Genomic DNA, 18,563 nt, shown 5'->3' on the forward strand with positions numbered 1-18,563 from the left:
TAATAGCCCCTGCTTTTCAGGGGCTATTATTTTTGCTATGATTGAGGAGCATATTTATGTAGAAAGAATAGTCCTATGAGGAGGATTTTTAGTATGGCATTAGTATCTATGAAAGAGATGTTAATTAAAGCAAAAGCAGAGGGTTATGCTGTTGGTCAATTCAACATTAACAACCTTGAATGGACACAAGCAATTTTACAAGCAGCAGAAGAAGAAAAATCTCCAGTGATTCTTGGTGTTTCTGAAGGCGCAGGTAAATACATGGGCGGATTTGTCGCTGTTGTTCACATGGTAAAAGGTTTAATGGAATCTTACGGTACGACAGTTCCTGTAGCGATTCATCTTGACCATGGTTCTAGCTTTGCAAAATGTAAAGAAGCAATTGATGCAGGCTTTACTTCCGTGATGATTGATGCATCACATCACCCATTTGAGGAAAATGTTAAAATTACTTCAGAAGTAGTAGAATACGCACATGCTAAAGGCGTTTCTGTTGAAGCAGAATTAGGAACAGTTGGTGGGGATGAAGATGGCGTAATCGGTGGTATTATTTACGCTAATCCAGAAGAATGCCGCAAAATGGTTGAGCTAACTGATATCGACTGCTTAGCACCAGCACTTGGCTCTGTACATGGTCCTTACAAAGGAGAGCCGAACCTAGGCTTTAAAGAAATGGAAGAAATCTCTAAGCTGGCAGATCTACCACTTGTATTACACGGTGGTACAGGTATCCCAACAAAAGATATCCAACGCTCCATTTCATTAGGTACAGCTAAAATCAACGTCAATACTGAAAATCAAATTGAAGCAACAAAAGTAATCCGTGAAATTCTTGACAATGACAAAGTGGTTTACGATCCTCGTAAATTCCTTGGTCCAGCACGTGAAGCCATCAAAGCTACGGTTATTGGTAAAATTCGTGAATTTGGAAGTGCACAAAAAGCATAATTTTTGCATTTAATATGTTACAAAAGCATAGATAAATACACATAATAAGAGAAGTGTTGATGCTTTCAATCGACCTTCTCTTGTTTTTGAAATAATGAAAATTTGGAAAATAACTAATAATATAAGAAAAATGATCAGGAGGAAATATAATGAAATTTTTCATTGATACAGCAAATTTTGAAGAGATTAAAGAGGCACATGCATGGGGTATCTTATCAGGAGTTACAACAAACCCATCGTTAGTTGCTAAAGAAGAAAATGTTTCTTTCCATGATCGTCTACGTGAAATCGCTGAGCTAGTTGATGGCTCTGTGAGCGGGGAAGTTATTGCGCTTGATGCAGAAGGAATGATTAAAGAAGGTTTAGAATTAGCTGCGATTGCTCCAAACATTACAGTGAAACTACCAATGACACCAGCAGGATTAGAGGCATGTCGTTACTTTGCAAACAAAGGTATTAAAACAAATGTGACATTAATCTTTAGTGCAAACCAAGCATTAATGGCTGCGCGTGCAGGTGCTACATACGTATCACCATTTATCGGCCGTTTAGATGACATTGGTCAAAATGGTGTAGAACTAATTGAAACAATTGCTGATATTTTTACAATTCATAATATCGATACGCAAATTATTGCTGCCTCTGTTCGTCATCCACAGCACGTTACGGCTGCAGCATTAGCGGGCGCACATATTTCAACTACTCCGTTTAAAGTATTAAAACAACTTTTCCACCATCCATTAACGGAAAAAGGAATTGAAGGATTTTTAGCGGATTGGAATAAGAGAAAAGGCGAATAATAAGAATATACAGTGTGAGCGAATTGCAAAAAATACTACTTTCCAATCATGAGGGAGAACGCAAAATGGATGTTTATAAAATTACTGGCGAAAATCGTCTTCAAGGTACAATTAAAGTTAGTGGTGCAAAAAATAGTGCAGTCGCCTTAATTCCTGCATCAATTTTGGCGAACTCTCCAGTGACTATTGGAGGGATACCCGAAATTTCAGATGCATGGACATTAAAGGCTTTGTTAGAGGAAATTGGCGGGGAAGTTTCGTTTGAGAATGGTAAAATGACGATCGATCCAACCGATATGATTGCATTGCCGTTACCAAATGGTAACGTTAAAAAGCTACGCGCTTCCTATTATTTAATGGGTGCTATGCTTGGTCGTTTTAAGAAAGCAGTTATTGGATTACCTGGAGGCTGCTTTTTAGGACCACGTCCAATTGATCAACATATAAAAGGCTTTGAGGCATTGGGAGCTAAAATTACCAATGAACATGGGGCGATATATTTACGCGCAGATGAATTGATAGGGGCAAAAATTTATTTAGATGTGGCCAGTGTTGGAGCTACAATTAATATCATGTTAGCCGCAGTCCTTGCAAAGGGACGTACTGTCATTGAAAATGCTGCAAAGGAACCTGAAATTATCGATGTAGCGACACTTCTAACGAATATGGGAGCTAATATTAAAGGTGCAGGTACAAGTGTCATCCGTATTGAAGGTGTGGAAGAATTACACGGTACCGAGCATACGATTATTCCAGATCGTATTGAAGCTTCTACATTTTTAATTATGGCTGCAGCAGTTGGTGACGGTATTACTATTGATAATGTTATTCCACTGCATTTAGAAGCTATTATTGCCAAGCTTCGTGAAATGGGTGTGAAAATTGAAATCGGAGAAGAAAGCATTTATGTGCCTAAAACAGACCTCTCAACATTACAAGCGGTGGATGTCAAAACCTTGGTATATCCAGGATTCCCGACGGATATTCAGCAACCACTTGCTGTGTTAATGTCACAAGCATTCGGTTCCTCAAAAGTAACAGATACTATTTATACAGCTCGATTTAAGCATATTGATGAACTTCGACGTATGAATGCAGATGCTCGAGTAGAAGGAAACACGGCTATTATTAAAGGGCCAAGTAAATTGCATGGCTCAACCGTAACAGCTACAGATCTTCGCGCTGGTGCAGCTTTAGTATTAGCTGGTCTCCTAGCAGAAGGTGAAACAGAAATTCATGATATCTATCATATTGAACGTGGCTATAGCTCACTTATTGAGAAATTACGTGATTTAGGCGCTGATATTCGACGTGAAACCATCATGGTACGCGTAGCTGAGACAAAGGAATAATGAGAGCTAAAAGTTTTCATCCAATTATGTTACAATAGAGGTAATTTGAATGTTTTGGCACGTATAAGATGCCAATAACGGGAGGCAAAGCAACAATGGAACGTAGTTTATCGATGGAAGTAGTACGAGTAACAGAAGCAGCAGCAATCGCATCCGGGAAATGGATGGGGCGCGGTTTAAAAATTGAGGCAGATGATGCAGCAACAACAGCGATGCGCAAAATGTTCGATACAATTCCAATGCATGCTACAGTAGTAATTGGTGAAGGTGAAATGGATGAAGCACCAATGCTTTATATTGGTGAAGAACTTGGTTTACGAAATGGCGGTCCACAGGTAGATATTGCAGTGGATCCACTAGAAGGTACAAATATTGTGGCAAAAGGTACAAATGGTGCAATGACAGTACTTGCGATTGCAGATAAAGGGAATCTGTTAAATGCTCCAGACATGTACATGGAGAAAATTGCCGTTGGACCAGAAGCTGCTGGGAAAGTAGATATCAATGCTTCTGTCACTTATAACTTATTACAAGTTGCAAAAGCTAAAAATAAAGATATTTCTGATGTTGTCGCTACTCTTTTAGATCGACCACGTCACCAAGCAATTGTTGATGAAATTCGTGAAGCGGGTGCACGTATTAAATTTATTCAAGATGGCGATGTTGGTGCAGCGATTAATACTGCTTTTGATGAAACAGGTATTGATATTATGTTTGGAACAGGTGGCGCACCAGAGGGCGTTATTGCAGCTGTCGCGTTAAAATGCCTAGGTGGAGATTTCCAAGCAAAACTTGTACCAGAGGATGAGGAGCAATTAGAACGCTGCACAAAAATGGGTGTAGATGTTGAAAAAGTTCTTTATTTAGATGACCTAGTAAAAGGTGACGATGCTATTTTTGCAGCGACTGCTGTAACAGATTGCGAGCTTTTAAAGGGTGTTCAATATAAAGGTGCTTATGCCTTAACGCATTCAGTAGTTATGCGTGCTAAATCTGGTACGGTTCGTTTTGTTGAAGGCCGTCACGCTCTTGAGAAAAAACCTAGATATTAATGATATTTTCTTCTAAAATATACCTAGTACATCTATTGTGCTAGGTACCTTCTTCTTTAATTAACCATCCAATATTTTGTAAGGCGAAGTTTCGTTTTATGGTAGAAAGTGTACCAGTAGTTATTATTAAACTAAGGCACCATATAAGCGTTAACAGAGCCTATCGTAAAAACTTCAATGAAAACCCCAATAATGTATTATATTTTGAAAAAGACTGGAGTTGTGCATATGTCTGCATTGACAATCGCTCAATTAGAAAACATGACGTTAAAAGAGCTTTACGCCCTTGCACGCCAATATAAAATTTCATATTATAGCAAGCTAACGAAAAAAGAATTAATATTTGCTATTTTGAAAACGCGTTCAGAGCAAGAGGGCTATTTCTTTATGGAAGGCGTACTAGAAATTGTTTCGCAAGAGGGCTTTGGCTTCCTTCGACCAATCAACTACTCTCCAAGTAAAGAAGATATTTATATTTCTGCATCCCAAATACGTCGCTTTGATCTACGTAATGGGGACAAGGTGTCAGGAAAGGTGCGCCCACCAAAGGAAAATGAGCGCTATTATGGCCTATTACAAGTAGATGCTGTTAATGGCGAAGATCCTGAAGTGGCGAAAGAACGTGTTCATTTCCCTGCATTAACACCTTTATATCCGAATCGACAAATTAAGCTAGAAACAACACAACGTAATTTATCGACACGTATCATGGATTTAGTTGCACCTGTGGGCTTTGGCCAACGTGGTTTAATCGTTGCACCACCAAAGGCGGGGAAAACATCTTTATTAAAAGAAATCGCGAACGCCATTACAACCAATCATCCTGAAGCAGAGTTAATTGTCTTACTGATTGATGAACGTCCTGAGGAAGTTACAGATATTGAACGTTCTGTCAATGCAGATGTTGTCAGCTCAACTTTCGATGAAGTGCCAGAGAACCATGTAAAAGTGGCAGAGATTGTATTAGAACGTGCACGACGTTTAGTGGAGCATAAGCGTGATGTCATTATTCTAATGGACTCAATTACACGTTTAGCGCGCGCTTATAACCTAGTAATTCCACCAAGTGGACGTACACTTTCAGGTGGTATTGATCCGGCGGCTTTCCATAGACCGAAACGTTTCTTTGGTTCAGCTCGAAATATTGAAGAAGGCGGTAGCTTAACGATTTTAGCAACAGCTTTAGTCGATACGGGTTCACGGATGGACGAAGTAATTTATGAAGAATTTAAGGGAACAGGTAATTTAGAGCTCCATCTTGATCGTCAGCTTGCAGAGCGCCGTATTTTCCCAGCGCTTGATATTCGTCGTTCAGGTACACGTAAAGAAGAGCTTCTTCTTGAGCCAGAGCAACTTGAAAAGCTATGGGCTATCCGTAAAACGTTTTCAGATGCGCCTGATTTTGCAGAGCGCTTCCTGAAAAAAATACGTACAACAAAATCGAATGAAGAGTTTTTTGAAAAACTTAACGAAGATATGAAGAAAGCAACAAAGGGTAAGGGGCTTTTATAAAATAGCAATCATCACCATTGACAAGAAATCGTCAATGGTGATTTTTTTGTATTTTAAAAGATTGTTGATATTGATAATCATTATCAATATACTGGAGCTATAACAACTGTTGAAAGGAGACGAAGATGAACTATGATGCCTACATGCTTCTTTGGCAAAATACATTCCTTCAAGTGAAGCATATCGAATACATAAATAAAGCAGAAGTCCGAATATCAAAAGTATTAACCTATAGCACATTTCTTATTGTCACAGCAGGCGATGCACAGGTTGTTATTGATGAACAGCCTTATCATGTACAACGCTTCACTATTTTTCACATCGGAAAATCTCAATGTCTTCAGATTACTGCGCAGCATAGAGTTAGTTACTTTCTTATAGGTTATAAAGGCAGTGTCATGTACAGAGATGCTTTTTTACAGCATTTACAAATACAATACCAACCTTTTCAAACATGCTTTTCTTGTGTACCTGCGAACCCAATCATCATTCACAACATTCTTCAGGATATGTATAGTAAATGGAATTCTGGCTCTATTCAAGAGCATCTATCAGTTAAAGCTTCGATGTATGAGTTTATTTATCTTATATTTCATGAAATGGCTGATGGACAAGGCACTCCACATGAAGTGGATAAAGCTGAAGTAGCACACTTGTATATTAAACAACATCTTCATCAACCATTATCTGTGCAAACATTAGCAGATATGCTTCATATCAGTACGCGTCATCTTTTACGTATTTTTAAAGCTCGTTTTGGGGTGGGACCACAAATTTATTTACAGCAATTGAGAATAGAGCAAGCAAAAAAATACTTGCTGACCCATCATTATGGCATAAAAGAAATTGCTATTTCACTAGGTTTTGAAGATGAATACTATTTTAGTCGAGCATTTAAAAAGGCGACAAATATGGCACCCAGCAGTTTTAGGCTGAAATATGCAAGTTCTATGTCCGAAATTGCCATTACAAATGAGAATCGTTTTCAATACAATAAGAATCAGCTCGCGCAAGCAAAACGATTTGAGAATGGAGAAAATGAATTCATGAGGCAAAAGATGATTCAGCATATCAAAATATCTTTTTTATTAAGCTTGCTAGTTTTATTAGCAGCATGCAATGAAGATACTAGTCAAACTAAAGAGGAGCAACAAACACCACTTACTCCAGAGACTAGAATCGTGATGGATGATAGTGGACGCAAAGTAGAAATTCCGATGAGAGCAGAGAGAATCGTAACAGATTGGTATCTTGGTCAAATTTTAGCGTTAGATATTGTACCCGTAGGAGGAGTAACGGCTAACCTCGATTATGCTGCCTTTTTAAAGCAACATTACAAGAATGGGGAAATTACCAATATTGGTACGGATGGTAAGGTGTCATTAGAAAAGGTTTTGGAGTTAAAACCAGATTTAATCATTACATGGAATCCAGAAGATGTAGAGAAGTTCGAGAAAATTGCACCAACCCTTGTATTCGCTGAAGATGCTCATCCATCAGCAACTGAAGAAATTAAGGCGATGGGTAATTTTTTAGGAAGACAGGACGAGGCTGAAACATTTACAAAAGAATTTGAAGATCGTATAGCAAAAGCGAAGCAAAAAATTAATGATGTGATTCCAGATGGAGCAACATTTACTATTTTTGAAATGTTTCAAAAAAATGCATCAGTTGTTGGAAATGCAGGCGTATCAGGTGGTAGAGCACTCTATCAAATCTTGGAAATGAAACCTCAAGGAAAGGTGCAAGAGTTATATGATTCAAAGGAAGCGAGTGGTGGGCGTTATGAGATTTCCTATGAGGTAGTAGGAGACTTTGTAGGTGACTATAACTTCATGATTAACTTCTTTTACAAAGATAAGAAGTTACCGGCCACATGGGTAAATTTAAACATTGTAAAAAATAATCAAATACTAGAGCTTCCATCTGAATTTTATTTTGCTTCTGATCCGCTTTCTGGCTTACATCAAGCTGAGGAACTGGCTGACAAAATAGCTAACTTTACGAAGGCTCAGCAACAATAATTGTGAAAACTGGGAGCTATCTGTATAAAACAGATAGCTCGTTTATTAGATTGGGCGAATGATATCGCAAGAGGAGGCAGCAACAATGTTATTACAGCGTTTTTTTTCCTATTATAAGCCCTACAAAGGTTTATTTATTTTAGATTTTAGTTGTGCGATTTTAGTGGCATTAATCGAGCTAGCATTTCCGATTGTATTAAATAAAGTAATTGATGATATTCTCCCTGATGGAGAAATGAAGTGGATTATTATGGCAAGCTTATTGCTGTTTGCCTTATACATCTTCAACTCCATTTTACATTTTATCGTATCGTATTGGGGACATATGCTGGGAATAAATATTGAAACAGATATGAGAAAGGAATCCTTTAGTCATGTGCAAAAACTTTCCTTTAGGTATTTTGATAATAATAAAACAGGACATCTAGTTTCTCGCTTAACGAACGATTTAATGGATATTGGTGAGCTTGCTCACCATGGTCCAGAGGATATCTTTATTGCGGCAATGACGATTATTGGGACATTCGGTGTCATGTTCTATATTGATCCAACTTTTACGATTCTCATTTTCTTACTTGTACCTATCATCTTAATTTTGACGATAATTTTTGGGAAATTAATGTCTAAAGCATTCCGCCAGATGTTTGGGGATATAGCAGATTTCAATGCTCGCGTTGAAAATAATGTCAGTGGCATTCGTGTTGTACAAGCCTTTACCAACGAAGAGCATGAGATTCAACGTTTTAAAGTAAATAATGAAAGATTCCGTATGACTAAGTTGTTTTCTTATAAAGTTATGGCTTGGAATGAAGCCATTTCAGGCATTCTCACGAAGGTTTTATCATTATTTACATTATTTGTTGGAGCATTTTTTGTATTAAATGGCCATTTAACTAACGGTGATTTCATCGCATTTATTTTACTTTCAGGTATCCTTTTAGGGCCAATAAACAAAATTAATATGTTTATAGAAAGCTATCCAAAAGGCATGGCAGGATTTAGACGCTATATTGAATTCCTTGAAACAGAGCCTGAAATAGCAGATCGTCCAGAGGCAAAAGCCATCAATGAAATTGAAGGAGAAATAATATTCAAGGATGTCTCGTTTGGCTACACAGATAATTATCGTGCTTTACAGCTAATGAACTTAAGGGTTCGCCCTGGTGAAACAGTGGCACTCGTAGGACCCTCGGGTGCAGGGAAATCTACAATTTGCAGTTTATTACCTCGGTTTTATGAAGTAAATGAAGGCTCTATTAAAATTGATGGCATTGATATCCGTGATTTTAAACTGCAATCGTTGCGTTCGCATATAGGGATTGTCCAACAGGATGTCTTTTTATTTGATGGCACTATTCGTGAAAACATTGCCTATGGTAATTTACATGCGAATGAAGAAGATATTTGGAATGCAGCACAACGAGCACAGCTTACCGATGTCATCCAAACTCTTCCTGAGGGGATGGATACATTGATTGGTGAGCGTGGTGTGAAACTATCAGGCGGGCAGAAGCAAAGATTATCGATCGCTCGTATGTTTTTGAAGAACCCCAAAATTTTAATATTAGATGAAGCAACATCAGCATTGGATACAGAGACTGAACAAGCTATCCAGCAAGCGTTAAATGAGCTAGCCATTGGACGTACTACATTAGTAATTGCCCATCGTTTAGCAACGATTAAAGATGCAGACAGAATTGTAGTTGTCTCGAAAAAGGGTATTGTTGAAGAAGGTACACATGAGCAATTAATGGAACGAAAAAATGCTTACTATGGCTTGTATACAGCTCAATTTGGTTTACAAATATAAGGGTGATAGTGCGCTCGAAAAAGAAAGGAAGTTAAAAATGGCAGTGCTAGAAATAGATCGTGTTGCGATAGGTTATCCCTCAGCGCTCATCGTCAATGATTTAAGTGTGAAGATTCCTAAAGAACAAATCTCCACAATTATTGGTCCAAATGGTTGTGGTAAATCTACTTTATTAAAAGCTGTAGCCCGTGTACTTCGAACACAAAATGGAGCAATCTATTTAGATGGCAAAGCTATTCACCAATTAAAGACAAAAGAAGTAGCGAAAAGGATGGCTATTTTACCTCAAACGGCAACAGCACCAGGAGGGTTAACGGTTTTTGAGTTAGTATCATACGGTCGTTTTCCACACCAAGTAGGATTTAGGAATTTACACAAGGAAGACTATGAATATATCCATTGGGCAATTGATGCTACAGGGCTGAGAGAATATAGTGATCGACCCATTGAAGCATTGTCAGGTGGTCAGCGCCAAAGAGTATGGATTGCCATGGCATTGGCACAAGGCACAGATATTTTAGTACTAGATGAACCAACAACTTATTTAGATTTAGCACATCAGCTTGATATTTTATTGCTGCTTCAAAAGCTAAATAAAGAAGAACGACGAACAATTATCATGGTATTGCACGATTTGAATCATGCTTCCCGTTTCTCGCATTTTCTGATGGCCATGAGAGAGGGCAATTTAATCGTGAATGGCAGTCCAAAAGAAGTGATGACAAAAGAAAATTTACAAACCGTTTTCAATATCGACGCAGAAATGGCTGTTTGTCCATTTAGTAAAAATCCAATTTGCTTATCTTATCAGCTGCACGACATGAAGGTATAAAATTTGAGGAGGAAATAGAATGACTACGTCGACAGAAGTAGGGGAGCTCAACGAAATACAAAAGCTCCAGAAACGATCTCATCCGATCCGTGGAGCAGTAGCCTTAATTGTTGGAATAATTGGATTAATATTTACCATCGTTTTATCGATTTCCTTTGGTGCTGCGGATATTTCATTGGGTACTATTTGACGGCAGTTACCCAATATTCCCCTGGATTAACAACACATCAAGTTATTCATGATATTCGCTTACCTCGCGTACTTGGAGCTGCATTAGTGGGCGCGAGCTTTGCAGTAGCAGGGGCGATCATGCAAGGGATGACACGCAACCCGTTAGCAGACTCGGGATTACTAGGCTTAAATTCAGGAGCTGCCTTGATGCTAGCAATATGCTTTGTCTTTTTCCCTGGTCTACCTTATATGTATTTAATTTTATGGTCCTTTGTAGGAGCAGGTCTTGGCGTTCTCATTGTTTATGGAATTGGCTCACTGTCTAATGGTGGCTTAACACCAATGCGACTTGTTCTAGCTGGAGCTGCTGTCAGTACATTGCTTGGCGCACTAGGGGAAGGGATTGCTCTTTACTATCGCATTGGACAAAATCTAGCTTTTTGGTATGCGGGTGGGGTTTCGGGCACAAAATGGAGTCATCTACAGATTTTATCTCCATGGATACTTATCGCCATGATTGGTGCACTTACTCTATCACGTTAGATTACTGTGCTGGGCTTAGGTGAAGAAATTGCTGTTGGACTTGGGCAACGTACGGCTGCTGTAAAAGTATGGGGAATGATGATTGTTTTAATTTTAGCAGGAGCCGCAGTTTCTGTTTTAGGAGCAGTTGGTTTTGTAGGGTTAATTATCCCTCATTTAACAAGATACATAGTAGGTCATGATTATCGTTGGATTATTTCCTGCTCAATCCTATATGGGGCATTGCTTGTAGTACTAGCTGATCTTATAGCACGTATGCTCAACCCACCATACGAAGCACCTGTTGGCGCGCTTATTGCCTTTATCGGTGTACCTTTTTTCCTGTATTTAGCACGTAAGGGAGGAAAAGAACTATGAGTAATTGCTATTTAACACCAAGTCAAATTAAGTTGAGAAGAAAAAATATCTCCATTATGGTGATACTGATAGTTTTAATCTTCATTACCTTTATTATTAGTATGAATACTGGTGTCATTAAGCTAACACCTTTGGATATTTTCTGGACGCTTTTAGGACAAGGAGATGCACAACAACAAGTAATTTTATTTGAGTTCAGGTTACCTAGAATCGTCATTGCTGTATTCGTAGGGATGGGCTTAGCAATTTCAGGAGCTATTTTACAAGGTGTTTCAAAAAATGCTTTAGCAGATCCAGGGATACTAGGAATTAATGCTGGTGCAGGCCTGGCTGTCATGCTCTATGTATCATTTTTTCCTATTACAAAAGCAGCGCCTGTTTATTTACTACCAGTATTGGCTTTTATAGGGGCAGGTTTAACTGCGGTTATCATTTATACACTTTCTTATAGAAGGCATGAAGGTATTACACCGATGCGCTTAATTTTAACTGGGGTAGCAGTAGCGGCAGGGATTAGCTCTGCTATGATTGTACTAACATTACGTCTGTCACCAGAAAATTATCAATTTGTAGCAACATGGCTAGCAGGGAGCATTTGGGGTTCAAATTGGCTATTTGTGTTTTCATTGTTACCTTGGCTAGTTATTTTATTGCCTTTTGTTTTTGTAAAAGCAACGGTATTAAATGTTTTGAATTTAGGTGAATTAACAGCTGTGGGGCTTGGGGCATCCATAGAAAAAGAGCGTCGTTGGTTGTTAGTAGCTGCTGTTGGCTTAGCAGGTGCTAGTGTTTCCGTAAGTGGAGGGATTGGTTTCGTAGGACTGATCGCACCACATTTAGCTCGACAGCTTGTTGGAGCTAAGCATCAGTTTTTACTACCAACCGCAGCACTGTTAGGAGGCTTTCTAGTTTTAATGGCGGATACGGTTGGTCGTTCTATTTTAGAACCATCAGAAATTCCAACTGGGATTGTAGTAGCTGTTATAGGTGCGCCGTATTTCTTGTATTTGTTGGCAAGATTGAAGGAATAAATATGATTACACAATATCGCTTCAAAGTACGAGATGAAAAATAGTGTTAGTAGACTGTGATTATCGAGAATCTCGAGAATAGGAACAACCAGGTAATATTTTTTTCTTGAAAAGAATAATTCGACTATGCTATACTTCATAGGTATGTAACGTGTACATATATAGCTGATGTTTCGCTCATATTCGGGCTATGTAAGGTACAGTTCGATAATACTCTGTTCCAGATGGTTCAGGGCGAGAGGAGAAAACGAATATGAAACAAGGAATTCATCCAGACTACAAAGAAGCAACAGTAACTTGCTCTTGTGGGAACACTTTCAAAACTGGTTCAGTAAAAGAAAACATCGTTGTCGAGTTCTGCAACGAATGTCACCCATTCTATACTGGCCGTCAAAAATTCGCGTCTGCTGATGGTCGCGTGGATCGTTTCAACAAAAAATACGGTCTTAAAAACTAATGTTAGTTTAATACCTGCCAAGCATGCGCTTGGCAGGTATTTTTTTCAGAAAATAAACACGTTGATGCAAGTCTTTTCAAAATCCAGATTGAAATGAAGAAAGGGAGAAGACAAAATGGCACAGCTATATTTTAAACATGGTGCAATGAATAGTGGGAAATCGATAGAAATTCTAAAAGTTGCCCATAATTATGAAGAACAGCAGAAGCCTGTGATGATGTTTACTTCAGGTTTAGATACACGTGATGAGGTTGGCTTTGTTTCAAGTCGAGTAGGATTACGACAACAGGCCATTCCTGTATATGAGGATACAAACATTTTCGAACTAGTTAAAAATAATGTCGTCAAGCCATATTGTGTGCTTGTAGATGAAGTTCAATTTCTAAAAAAAGCCCATGTTTTACAACTAGCTAATATTGTGGATCAATTGGACATCCCTGTGATGGGCTTTGGATTAAAAAATGATTTTCAAAATGAGCTATTTGAAGGTAGCCAATACATGCTTACATATGCAGATAAAATTGAGGAAATGAAAACAATTTGCTGGTTCTGTCATAAAAAGGCGACAATGAATTTACGAGTAGATGAAAGCGGTAAGCCAGTCTACACAGGGGATCAAATTCAAATCGGTGGGAATGACTCGTATTATCCCGTTTGCCGAAAATGTCACGCACATCCATCACTATAAAGCATGTGACCACGCTAAGAAAAAGTAGCATACATGCGAAAATTTCCTTATACTAAGTAGTGGAAATAAGAAATGTAAATTAGCCATTACGCCTAAGCGTCATTTTGATTGTAGCTGCTTCTCCTTAAAGAAGGAGCTTCTTAAAAAACTAAATAGAGGTGAAATCCATGTTTGATCGATTACAAGCAGTGGAAGATCGCTATGAAAGGCTAACAGAGCTTTTGAGCGATCCAGATATTGTTAATGACAGTAAGAAATTACGTGAATATTCTAAAGAACAATCAGATATCCAAGAAACAGTGGATACTTATCGTGAATATAAAAGTGTTAAAGAGCAGTTAGTGGATACACGTGAAATGTTAGATAGCGAAAAAGATCCTGATATGCATGAAATGGTGAAGGAAGAATTTAACCTATTAAAAGCACAGCAGGAAGAGCTAGAAGAACGTTTACGTATTTTATTAATTCCAAAAGATCCGAATGATAATAAGAACGTTATTATGGAAATTCGTGGTGCAGCTGGTGGTGACGAAGCTAATATCTTTGCGGGTGATTTGTTCCGTATGTATTCTCGCTATGCAGAAACACAAGGCTGGAAAATTGATATTATGGAAGCTACACCGAACCCAATGGGCGGCTATAAAGAAGTAATCTTTATGATAAACGGACAAGGAGCCTATTCAAAATTCAAATTTGAAAATGGTGCCCACCGTGTACAACGCGTCCCTGCTACAGAGTCACAAGGTCGTATTCATACATCGACAGCAACAGTAGCGTGCTTACCTGAAGTTGAAGAAGTAGATGTTGAGATCCATGAAAAAGATATTCGTGTAGATACATTTGCGTCTTCAGGTGCAGGTGGTCAATCCGTAAATACAACGATGTCTGCTGTTCGTATGACCCATTTACCAACAGGTGTGGTAGTTTCAATGCAGGATGAACGTTCACAAATTAAAAACCGTGAGAAAGCGATGAAAATTCTACGTGCCCGCGTTGCAGATATGTATATGCAGGAGGCGCAAAAGGAAATTGATGCTACACGTAAATCTGCTGTTGGCTCAGGTGACCGCTCTGAGCGAATCCGCACATACAATTATCCACAAAACCGTGTAACAGACCACCGTATCGGTTTAACGATTCAAAAGCTTGATCAAATCGTTGAAGGTAGACTAGACGAAATTATCGATGCACTTATTTTAGAAGAGCAAGCATCGAAGTTAGAGCGATTAAATGATGACCTATAAAAATGTGATGGAGGCCCTTGAGTGGGCTTCTTCTTTTTTAGTGGATAACGGTCGTGAGCAAACAGCAGCGCGTATTGTCATGCAACATGTACTGGGTACTAGTTATTCAGAGGTCATGTTACATTTACAGGATGAATTAACAGCGGAGCAGCAAGAGACATTTAAAGCACTTCTAGAAGAACATGTGAGTGGGCGTCCAGTTCAATATTGTGTTGGTAGTGAGGAATTTTATGGTCGTTCCTTTTTAGTTGATGAATCGGTCCTAATTCCTCGCCCTGAAACAGAGGAATTAGTACTCGGAACAATCAATCGCTTGCCAAAACTTTTTCAACATCAAACATTGAAGCTAGCTGATATCGGTACGGGCAGTGGAGCCATTGCCATTTCAATGAAGCTAGAATGTCCAGAGTTAACGGTTATTGCCACAGATTTATCAGAGGATGCATTAGCTACCGCACAAAAAAATGCCCAGCGCTTAGATGCGGATATTGATTTCAGATTGGGCGATTTAACCGCTCCGCTTGCAGGAGAGAAATTTGATATTGTTTTATCCAATCCACCGTATATCGCCTTTGATGAAGCGCAGGAAATGTCGAGTGTTGTGCTTGAGCATGAGCCGCATAGTGCGCTATTTGCGGAGGAAGACGGTCTTATTTTATATAGAAAATTAGCTGAACAATTACCCTTTTATATGAATAGCCCAGCATTAATAGGTTTAGAAATTGGTTATACACAAGGAGAAAAAGTAGCTAAATTCTTTCAAGATAGTTTTCCACAGGCTACAGTTTCAATAGAAAAAGATATTAATGGTAAACCTCGAATGATTTTTTGTGAGATTCATGTATAAAGTTTCTTGAACTTGCCAACAATGTTGAGCAAGGAGGGATTTTTATGTTAAACGAATACAAGATTATTAGATTACCTAAACAAAATATCTTTCTAGCTTTTGCTAGATTAGTAGTAGTGGCGATTGCTTTGCAACTATGTATTTTATATATTCCATCATTAGTAGGCTTTGCAAAGGAAGCTATGAATGATGAGCAAGAAAAGGATTTTCGTATACGCATTATTGCAAACAGTAATACGACACAAGATCAGCGAGAGAAAGAGCAGCTTGCGGAAGATTTAAAGCCTTACTTTATGCAAGTTGCCACTGCTGGATTTGCAGGGAATGAGCAAATTCTTTCTTTAAAACAACAAATCGAAACAGAATTGAATGAAAATTATCCACAGATGGATACACAGGTTGTAGTTGGGGATAACTTATTTCCACCGAAAAGACAAGGTGCTGTTCTATATCCACAGAATGTGTATCATTCCATTGTCGTTAAGATTGGTGATGCGCGTGGGGATAACTGGTGGTGCAGCATCTTCCCATCCATTTGTGAGCCAGAAAAAGAAGAAGTAAAAGTGGAAGAGTCCGAAGAAAAAGAGCAAGTAACATTCTTTATATGGGAATGGATTAAAGGACTTTTTGAATGAATTGTGCACAAATTCAGATAACTTATGCACATTTTTTAATAAGTTATAAACAATTTGTGGATAATTCAGTAAAAAACAATAATTGAAGGTAGGTTGTAATCATGGAAACTGTTTGCAAGGTTGTGGACAGTAATGTGAATAGTCAGATTAATTATACACAAGCTGTGGATATCTTAAATGCAGGAGAAGTAGTAGCATTTCCGACAGAAACGGTTTATGGCCTAGGAGCAGTTGCGACAAATGATCTGGCAGTTAAAAAAATATTTGAAGCGAAAGGACGCCCTTCAGATAATCCTTTGATTGTGCATGTTGGTACAAAAGAAGAAGTAGAGATTTATATCGAGCATATTTCAGAAGTAGCTAAACAATGCATGGATTTATTTTGGCCTGGACCGTTAACGCTTGTGATGCCAGCGAAGCCCAACGTCTTAGCTAAAAGTGTCACAGCTGGATTATCAACAGTCGGCATTCGAATGCCTGATCATCCAGTAGCGCTTGCTTTATTACAACAACTTAAAAAACCTCTTGCAGCGCCAAGTGCTAATCGTAGTGGTAAACCAAGTCCTACAGAAGCAGTCCATGTTTTAGATGATTTGGGAGGGTACATACCTTATATTTTAGATGGAGGTTCTACAGGCATAGGTTTTGAATCTACTGTGCTAGATGTTACACATGAGCCACCAGTCATTTTACGTCCAGGTGGCATTACAAAGGAAATGCTTGAGGCTAAGATTGGTCCTGTTATTCAACCGAACAAAGTTGAGCAGAAGTTAGACACAACTCCTAAGGCACCAGGAATGAAATATACACATTATGCACCGAATGCTCCTGTCTATTTAATAGACTGCCAATTGGAGAAAGTTAGGGAAGCGGTTAAGCAACTGCAGCACGAAGGCCATGCCGTAGCTCTACTTGCACCAGCTAATTTTGAAAATAGTAAGGCTGATTTTTACTTCTCTATTGGAGAAATGGGCAGTAAACAAGAAATGGGAGCCGCATTATACAATGCACTAAGAGCATGTGATAAAACAACCGCTACCATTATATTAGCAACAACAACCTCAACAGAAGGCGTAGGAGCAGCCATTATGAATCGACTGGAAAAAGCCTCTGGAGGTAAATGGTATTCATCTAAATAAAAATGATTCAATTACGTTAGCGACAAAAGACATTGAAAATTTCATGTGTTTTGTCCTTTTTTTGTTCATATAAGAAATTCTATAAGAGGCAATTATGATAATAATGTATTTGCTAGCATAAAATGATAAAATATTAGGGAGCGAAGGAGTGCGTTCTTGCAGGGAATTCTTGCAGGTATATTAACGTCTGTTGATGTGATTGGTCTATATGTTTTGCTGCCAAATGTTAGGTATCGCTTATTTTTATCACTATGGACGGCTGCATTGCATATGCTTTTTCCATTATTAGGATTTGAATTAGGGAGTTATTTAGTACGTTTTCTTTTAGAATGGGGACAATGGATTTCAAGTATTTTATTATTTTGTATTGGTATGCATTTACTATTATTCTCTCATCGAGATGAAAAAGTAACGATTTCTCCAGTACTTTTAGCTGTGACTGCAAGCCTAGATACCTTTTCAGTTAGTGTTTCTTTTGGTATGCTTAACTTAGAAAAAACAATTTTTATCATGAGTGCAGGGTTAAGTGCTCTAATTTGTGCTTATGGGTCATTAGTCATTGCACGTAGAAGCCAAGTCTTTTTTGGTAATAAAATTCAAATAGTTGCTGGGATTATATTCATCATCATGGGTATTCTAGCTATTCAACAATAGATCAAACTGGAGAGTGATAAGTGTGAAAATATTATTTGTTTGTACAGGCAATACTTGTCGCAGTCCAATGGCCGAAGTCATTTTAAAACATAAACAAGTAGACAATGTAGAAGTACGATCAGCAGGTATTTATGCAATGCCAAATGCACATATGTCAGCACATGCGCAACAAGTACTAAATGAAGCCCAAATGTCACATCAACATTTAGCAACTCAATTATCATTTGCTGAAATAGAGTGGGCTGACTTGATTTTGACAATGACGTCTGCTCATAAAGACACCGTCATTTCTAATTATCCAGGATCCGAATATAAAGTGTATACATTGAAAGAGTATACAAATGAAGGTAGTCTCGAAAATGTAGTAGATCCTTATGGGGGCAATAAAGCAATATACGAAGCAACATTTGCAGAATTAAAGGAATTGATTGATCAACTAATTAAAAAACTAGAAAAGAATTGAGGGG

The 18,563-nt window shown here is 38.3% G+C and carries 17 protein-coding genes and 1 pseudogene; all 18 read left to right on the top strand.

What is annotated here, in order from left to right:
* Positions 1-93 precede the first annotated feature (93 nt).
* The 18 genes and pseudogenes from MKY49_RS02575 (at position 94) to MKY49_RS02660 (ending at position 18,559) form a co-directional block, all read left to right on the top strand.
* Positions 94-948, top strand: coding sequence for a class II fructose-bisphosphate aldolase (locus tag MKY49_RS02575; RefSeq protein WP_274795533.1), 855 nt, complete (start codon positions 94-96; stop codon positions 946-948).
* Between the two features lie 149 nt (positions 949-1,097).
* Positions 1,098-1,748 carry a fructose-6-phosphate aldolase gene (gene fsa, locus MKY49_RS02580; protein ID WP_274795534.1) on the top strand — a complete coding sequence of 217 codons (651 nt, stop codon included), beginning with the start codon at positions 1,098-1,100 and terminating at the stop codon, positions 1,746-1,748.
* A 65-nt stretch (positions 1,749-1,813) separates the two neighbouring features.
* Positions 1,814-3,100 (top strand): UDP-N-acetylglucosamine 1-carboxyvinyltransferase, encoded by a 1,287-nt coding sequence (locus MKY49_RS02585; RefSeq protein ID WP_341385548.1) that lies wholly within the window; start codon positions 1,814-1,816, stop codon positions 3,098-3,100.
* Positions 3,101-3,195: 95 nt separating this feature from the next.
* Entirely contained in the window at positions 3,196-4,152 is a 957-nt protein-coding gene (gene glpX, locus MKY49_RS02590) for a class II fructose-bisphosphatase (RefSeq protein ID WP_274795536.1), read from the top strand.
* 228 nt (positions 4,153-4,380) lie between these two features.
* Positions 4,381-5,664, top strand: coding sequence for a transcription termination factor Rho (gene rho / locus MKY49_RS02595; RefSeq protein ID WP_274795537.1), 1,284 nt, complete (start codon positions 4,381-4,383; stop codon positions 5,662-5,664).
* Between the two features lie 125 nt (positions 5,665-5,789).
* Entirely contained in the window at positions 5,790-7,688 is a 1,899-nt protein-coding gene (locus MKY49_RS02600) for an AraC family transcriptional regulator (RefSeq protein ID WP_341385550.1), read from the top strand.
* A gap of 85 nt (positions 7,689-7,773) precedes the next feature.
* Positions 7,774-9,498: an ABC transporter ATP-binding protein gene (locus MKY49_RS02605; RefSeq protein WP_322604793.1), complete on the top strand. Its 1,725-nt coding sequence runs from the start codon at positions 7,774-7,776 to the stop codon at positions 9,496-9,498.
* Positions 9,499-9,535: 37 nt separating this feature from the next.
* Complete coding sequence (locus MKY49_RS02610) at positions 9,536-10,330, top strand: ABC transporter ATP-binding protein (protein ID WP_274795541.1); 795 nt, start codon at positions 9,536-9,538, stop codon at positions 10,328-10,330.
* A gap of 19 nt (positions 10,331-10,349) precedes the next feature.
* Positions 10,350-11,401: pseudogene (locus MKY49_RS02615) on the top strand (FecCD family ABC transporter permease).
* Positions 11,398-12,432 carry a FecCD family ABC transporter permease gene (locus tag MKY49_RS02620; RefSeq protein WP_341385552.1) on the top strand — a complete coding sequence of 345 codons (1,035 nt, stop codon included), beginning with the start codon at positions 11,398-11,400 and terminating at the stop codon, positions 12,430-12,432. Before MKY49_RS02615 ends, MKY49_RS02620 begins: the two are co-directional and overlap by 4 nt.
* Positions 12,433-12,685: 253 nt before the next feature.
* A complete protein-coding gene (gene rpmE, locus MKY49_RS02625) occupies positions 12,686-12,889 on the top strand; it encodes a 50S ribosomal protein L31 (RefSeq protein ID WP_004269457.1) in 204 nt (67 codons plus the stop codon).
* Between the two features lie 115 nt (positions 12,890-13,004).
* Positions 13,005-13,577, top strand: a complete 573-nt coding sequence (locus MKY49_RS02630; protein WP_274795545.1) for a thymidine kinase — start codon at positions 13,005-13,007, stop codon at positions 13,575-13,577.
* 167 nt (positions 13,578-13,744) lie between these two features.
* Entirely contained in the window at positions 13,745-14,821 is a 1,077-nt protein-coding gene (gene prfA, locus MKY49_RS02635) for a peptide chain release factor 1 (RefSeq protein WP_004269459.1), read from the top strand.
* A complete protein-coding gene (gene prmC / locus MKY49_RS02640) occupies positions 14,808-15,668 on the top strand; it encodes a peptide chain release factor N(5)-glutamine methyltransferase (protein WP_341385553.1) in 861 nt (286 codons plus the stop codon). Before prfA ends, prmC begins: the two co-directional genes overlap by 14 nt.
* A 44-nt stretch (positions 15,669-15,712) precedes the next feature.
* Positions 15,713-16,303: a stage II sporulation protein R gene (locus tag MKY49_RS02645; RefSeq protein ID WP_274795547.1), complete on the top strand. Its 591-nt coding sequence runs from the start codon at positions 15,713-15,715 to the stop codon at positions 16,301-16,303.
* 101 nt (positions 16,304-16,404) lie between these two features.
* Positions 16,405-17,442: an L-threonylcarbamoyladenylate synthase gene (locus MKY49_RS02650; RefSeq protein WP_341385554.1), complete on the top strand. Its 1,038-nt coding sequence runs from the start codon at positions 16,405-16,407 to the stop codon at positions 17,440-17,442.
* A gap of 156 nt (positions 17,443-17,598) precedes the next feature.
* The gene (locus tag MKY49_RS02655) at positions 17,599-18,096 is read left to right on the top strand and encodes a manganese efflux pump MntP (RefSeq protein WP_274795549.1); all 498 of its coding nucleotides are present in this window, start codon (positions 17,599-17,601) and stop codon (positions 18,094-18,096) included.
* Between the two features lie 22 nt (positions 18,097-18,118).
* Positions 18,119-18,559 (top strand): low molecular weight protein arginine phosphatase, encoded by a 441-nt coding sequence (locus tag MKY49_RS02660; RefSeq protein WP_322604788.1) that lies wholly within the window; start codon positions 18,119-18,121, stop codon positions 18,557-18,559.
* The last annotated feature ends 4 nt before the right edge of the window (positions 18,560-18,563 follow it).

This window comes from Lysinibacillus sp. FSL M8-0134 (assembly GCF_038069745.1).
Lineage (GTDB): Bacteria > Bacillota > Bacilli > Bacillales_A > Planococcaceae > Lysinibacillus > Lysinibacillus irui.

Excerpts from the sequence above, each read along its gene's own strand:
- MKY49_RS02575 (WP_274795533.1), top strand. The coding sequence starts at position 94 with ATGGCATTAGTATCTATGAAAGAGATGTTAATTAAAGCAAAAGCAGAG.
- fsa (WP_274795534.1), top strand. The coding sequence starts at position 1,098 with ATGAAATTTTTCATTGATACAGCAAATTTTGAAGAGATTAAAGAGGCA.
- MKY49_RS02585 (WP_341385548.1), top strand. The coding sequence starts at position 1,814 with ATGGATGTTTATAAAATTACTGGCGAAAATCGTCTTCAAGGTACAATT.
- glpX (WP_274795536.1), top strand. The coding sequence starts at position 3,196 with ATGGAACGTAGTTTATCGATGGAAGTAGTACGAGTAACAGAAGCAGCA.
- rho (WP_274795537.1), top strand. The coding sequence starts at position 4,381 with ATGTCTGCATTGACAATCGCTCAATTAGAAAACATGACGTTAAAAGAG.
- MKY49_RS02600 (WP_341385550.1), top strand. The coding sequence starts at position 5,790 with ATGAACTATGATGCCTACATGCTTCTTTGGCAAAATACATTCCTTCAA.
- MKY49_RS02605 (WP_322604793.1), top strand. The coding sequence starts at position 7,774 with ATGTTATTACAGCGTTTTTTTTCCTATTATAAGCCCTACAAAGGTTTA.
- MKY49_RS02610 (WP_274795541.1), top strand. The coding sequence starts at position 9,536 with ATGGCAGTGCTAGAAATAGATCGTGTTGCGATAGGTTATCCCTCAGCG.
- MKY49_RS02620 (WP_341385552.1), top strand. The coding sequence starts at position 11,398 with ATGAGTAATTGCTATTTAACACCAAGTCAAATTAAGTTGAGAAGAAAA.
- rpmE (WP_004269457.1), top strand. The coding sequence starts at position 12,686 with ATGAAACAAGGAATTCATCCAGACTACAAAGAAGCAACAGTAACTTGC.
- MKY49_RS02630 (WP_274795545.1), top strand. The coding sequence starts at position 13,005 with ATGGCACAGCTATATTTTAAACATGGTGCAATGAATAGTGGGAAATCG.
- prfA (WP_004269459.1), top strand. The coding sequence starts at position 13,745 with ATGTTTGATCGATTACAAGCAGTGGAAGATCGCTATGAAAGGCTAACA.
- prmC (WP_341385553.1), top strand. The coding sequence starts at position 14,808 with ATGATGACCTATAAAAATGTGATGGAGGCCCTTGAGTGGGCTTCTTCT.
- MKY49_RS02645 (WP_274795547.1), top strand. The coding sequence starts at position 15,713 with ATGTTAAACGAATACAAGATTATTAGATTACCTAAACAAAATATCTTT.
- MKY49_RS02650 (WP_341385554.1), top strand. The coding sequence starts at position 16,405 with ATGGAAACTGTTTGCAAGGTTGTGGACAGTAATGTGAATAGTCAGATT.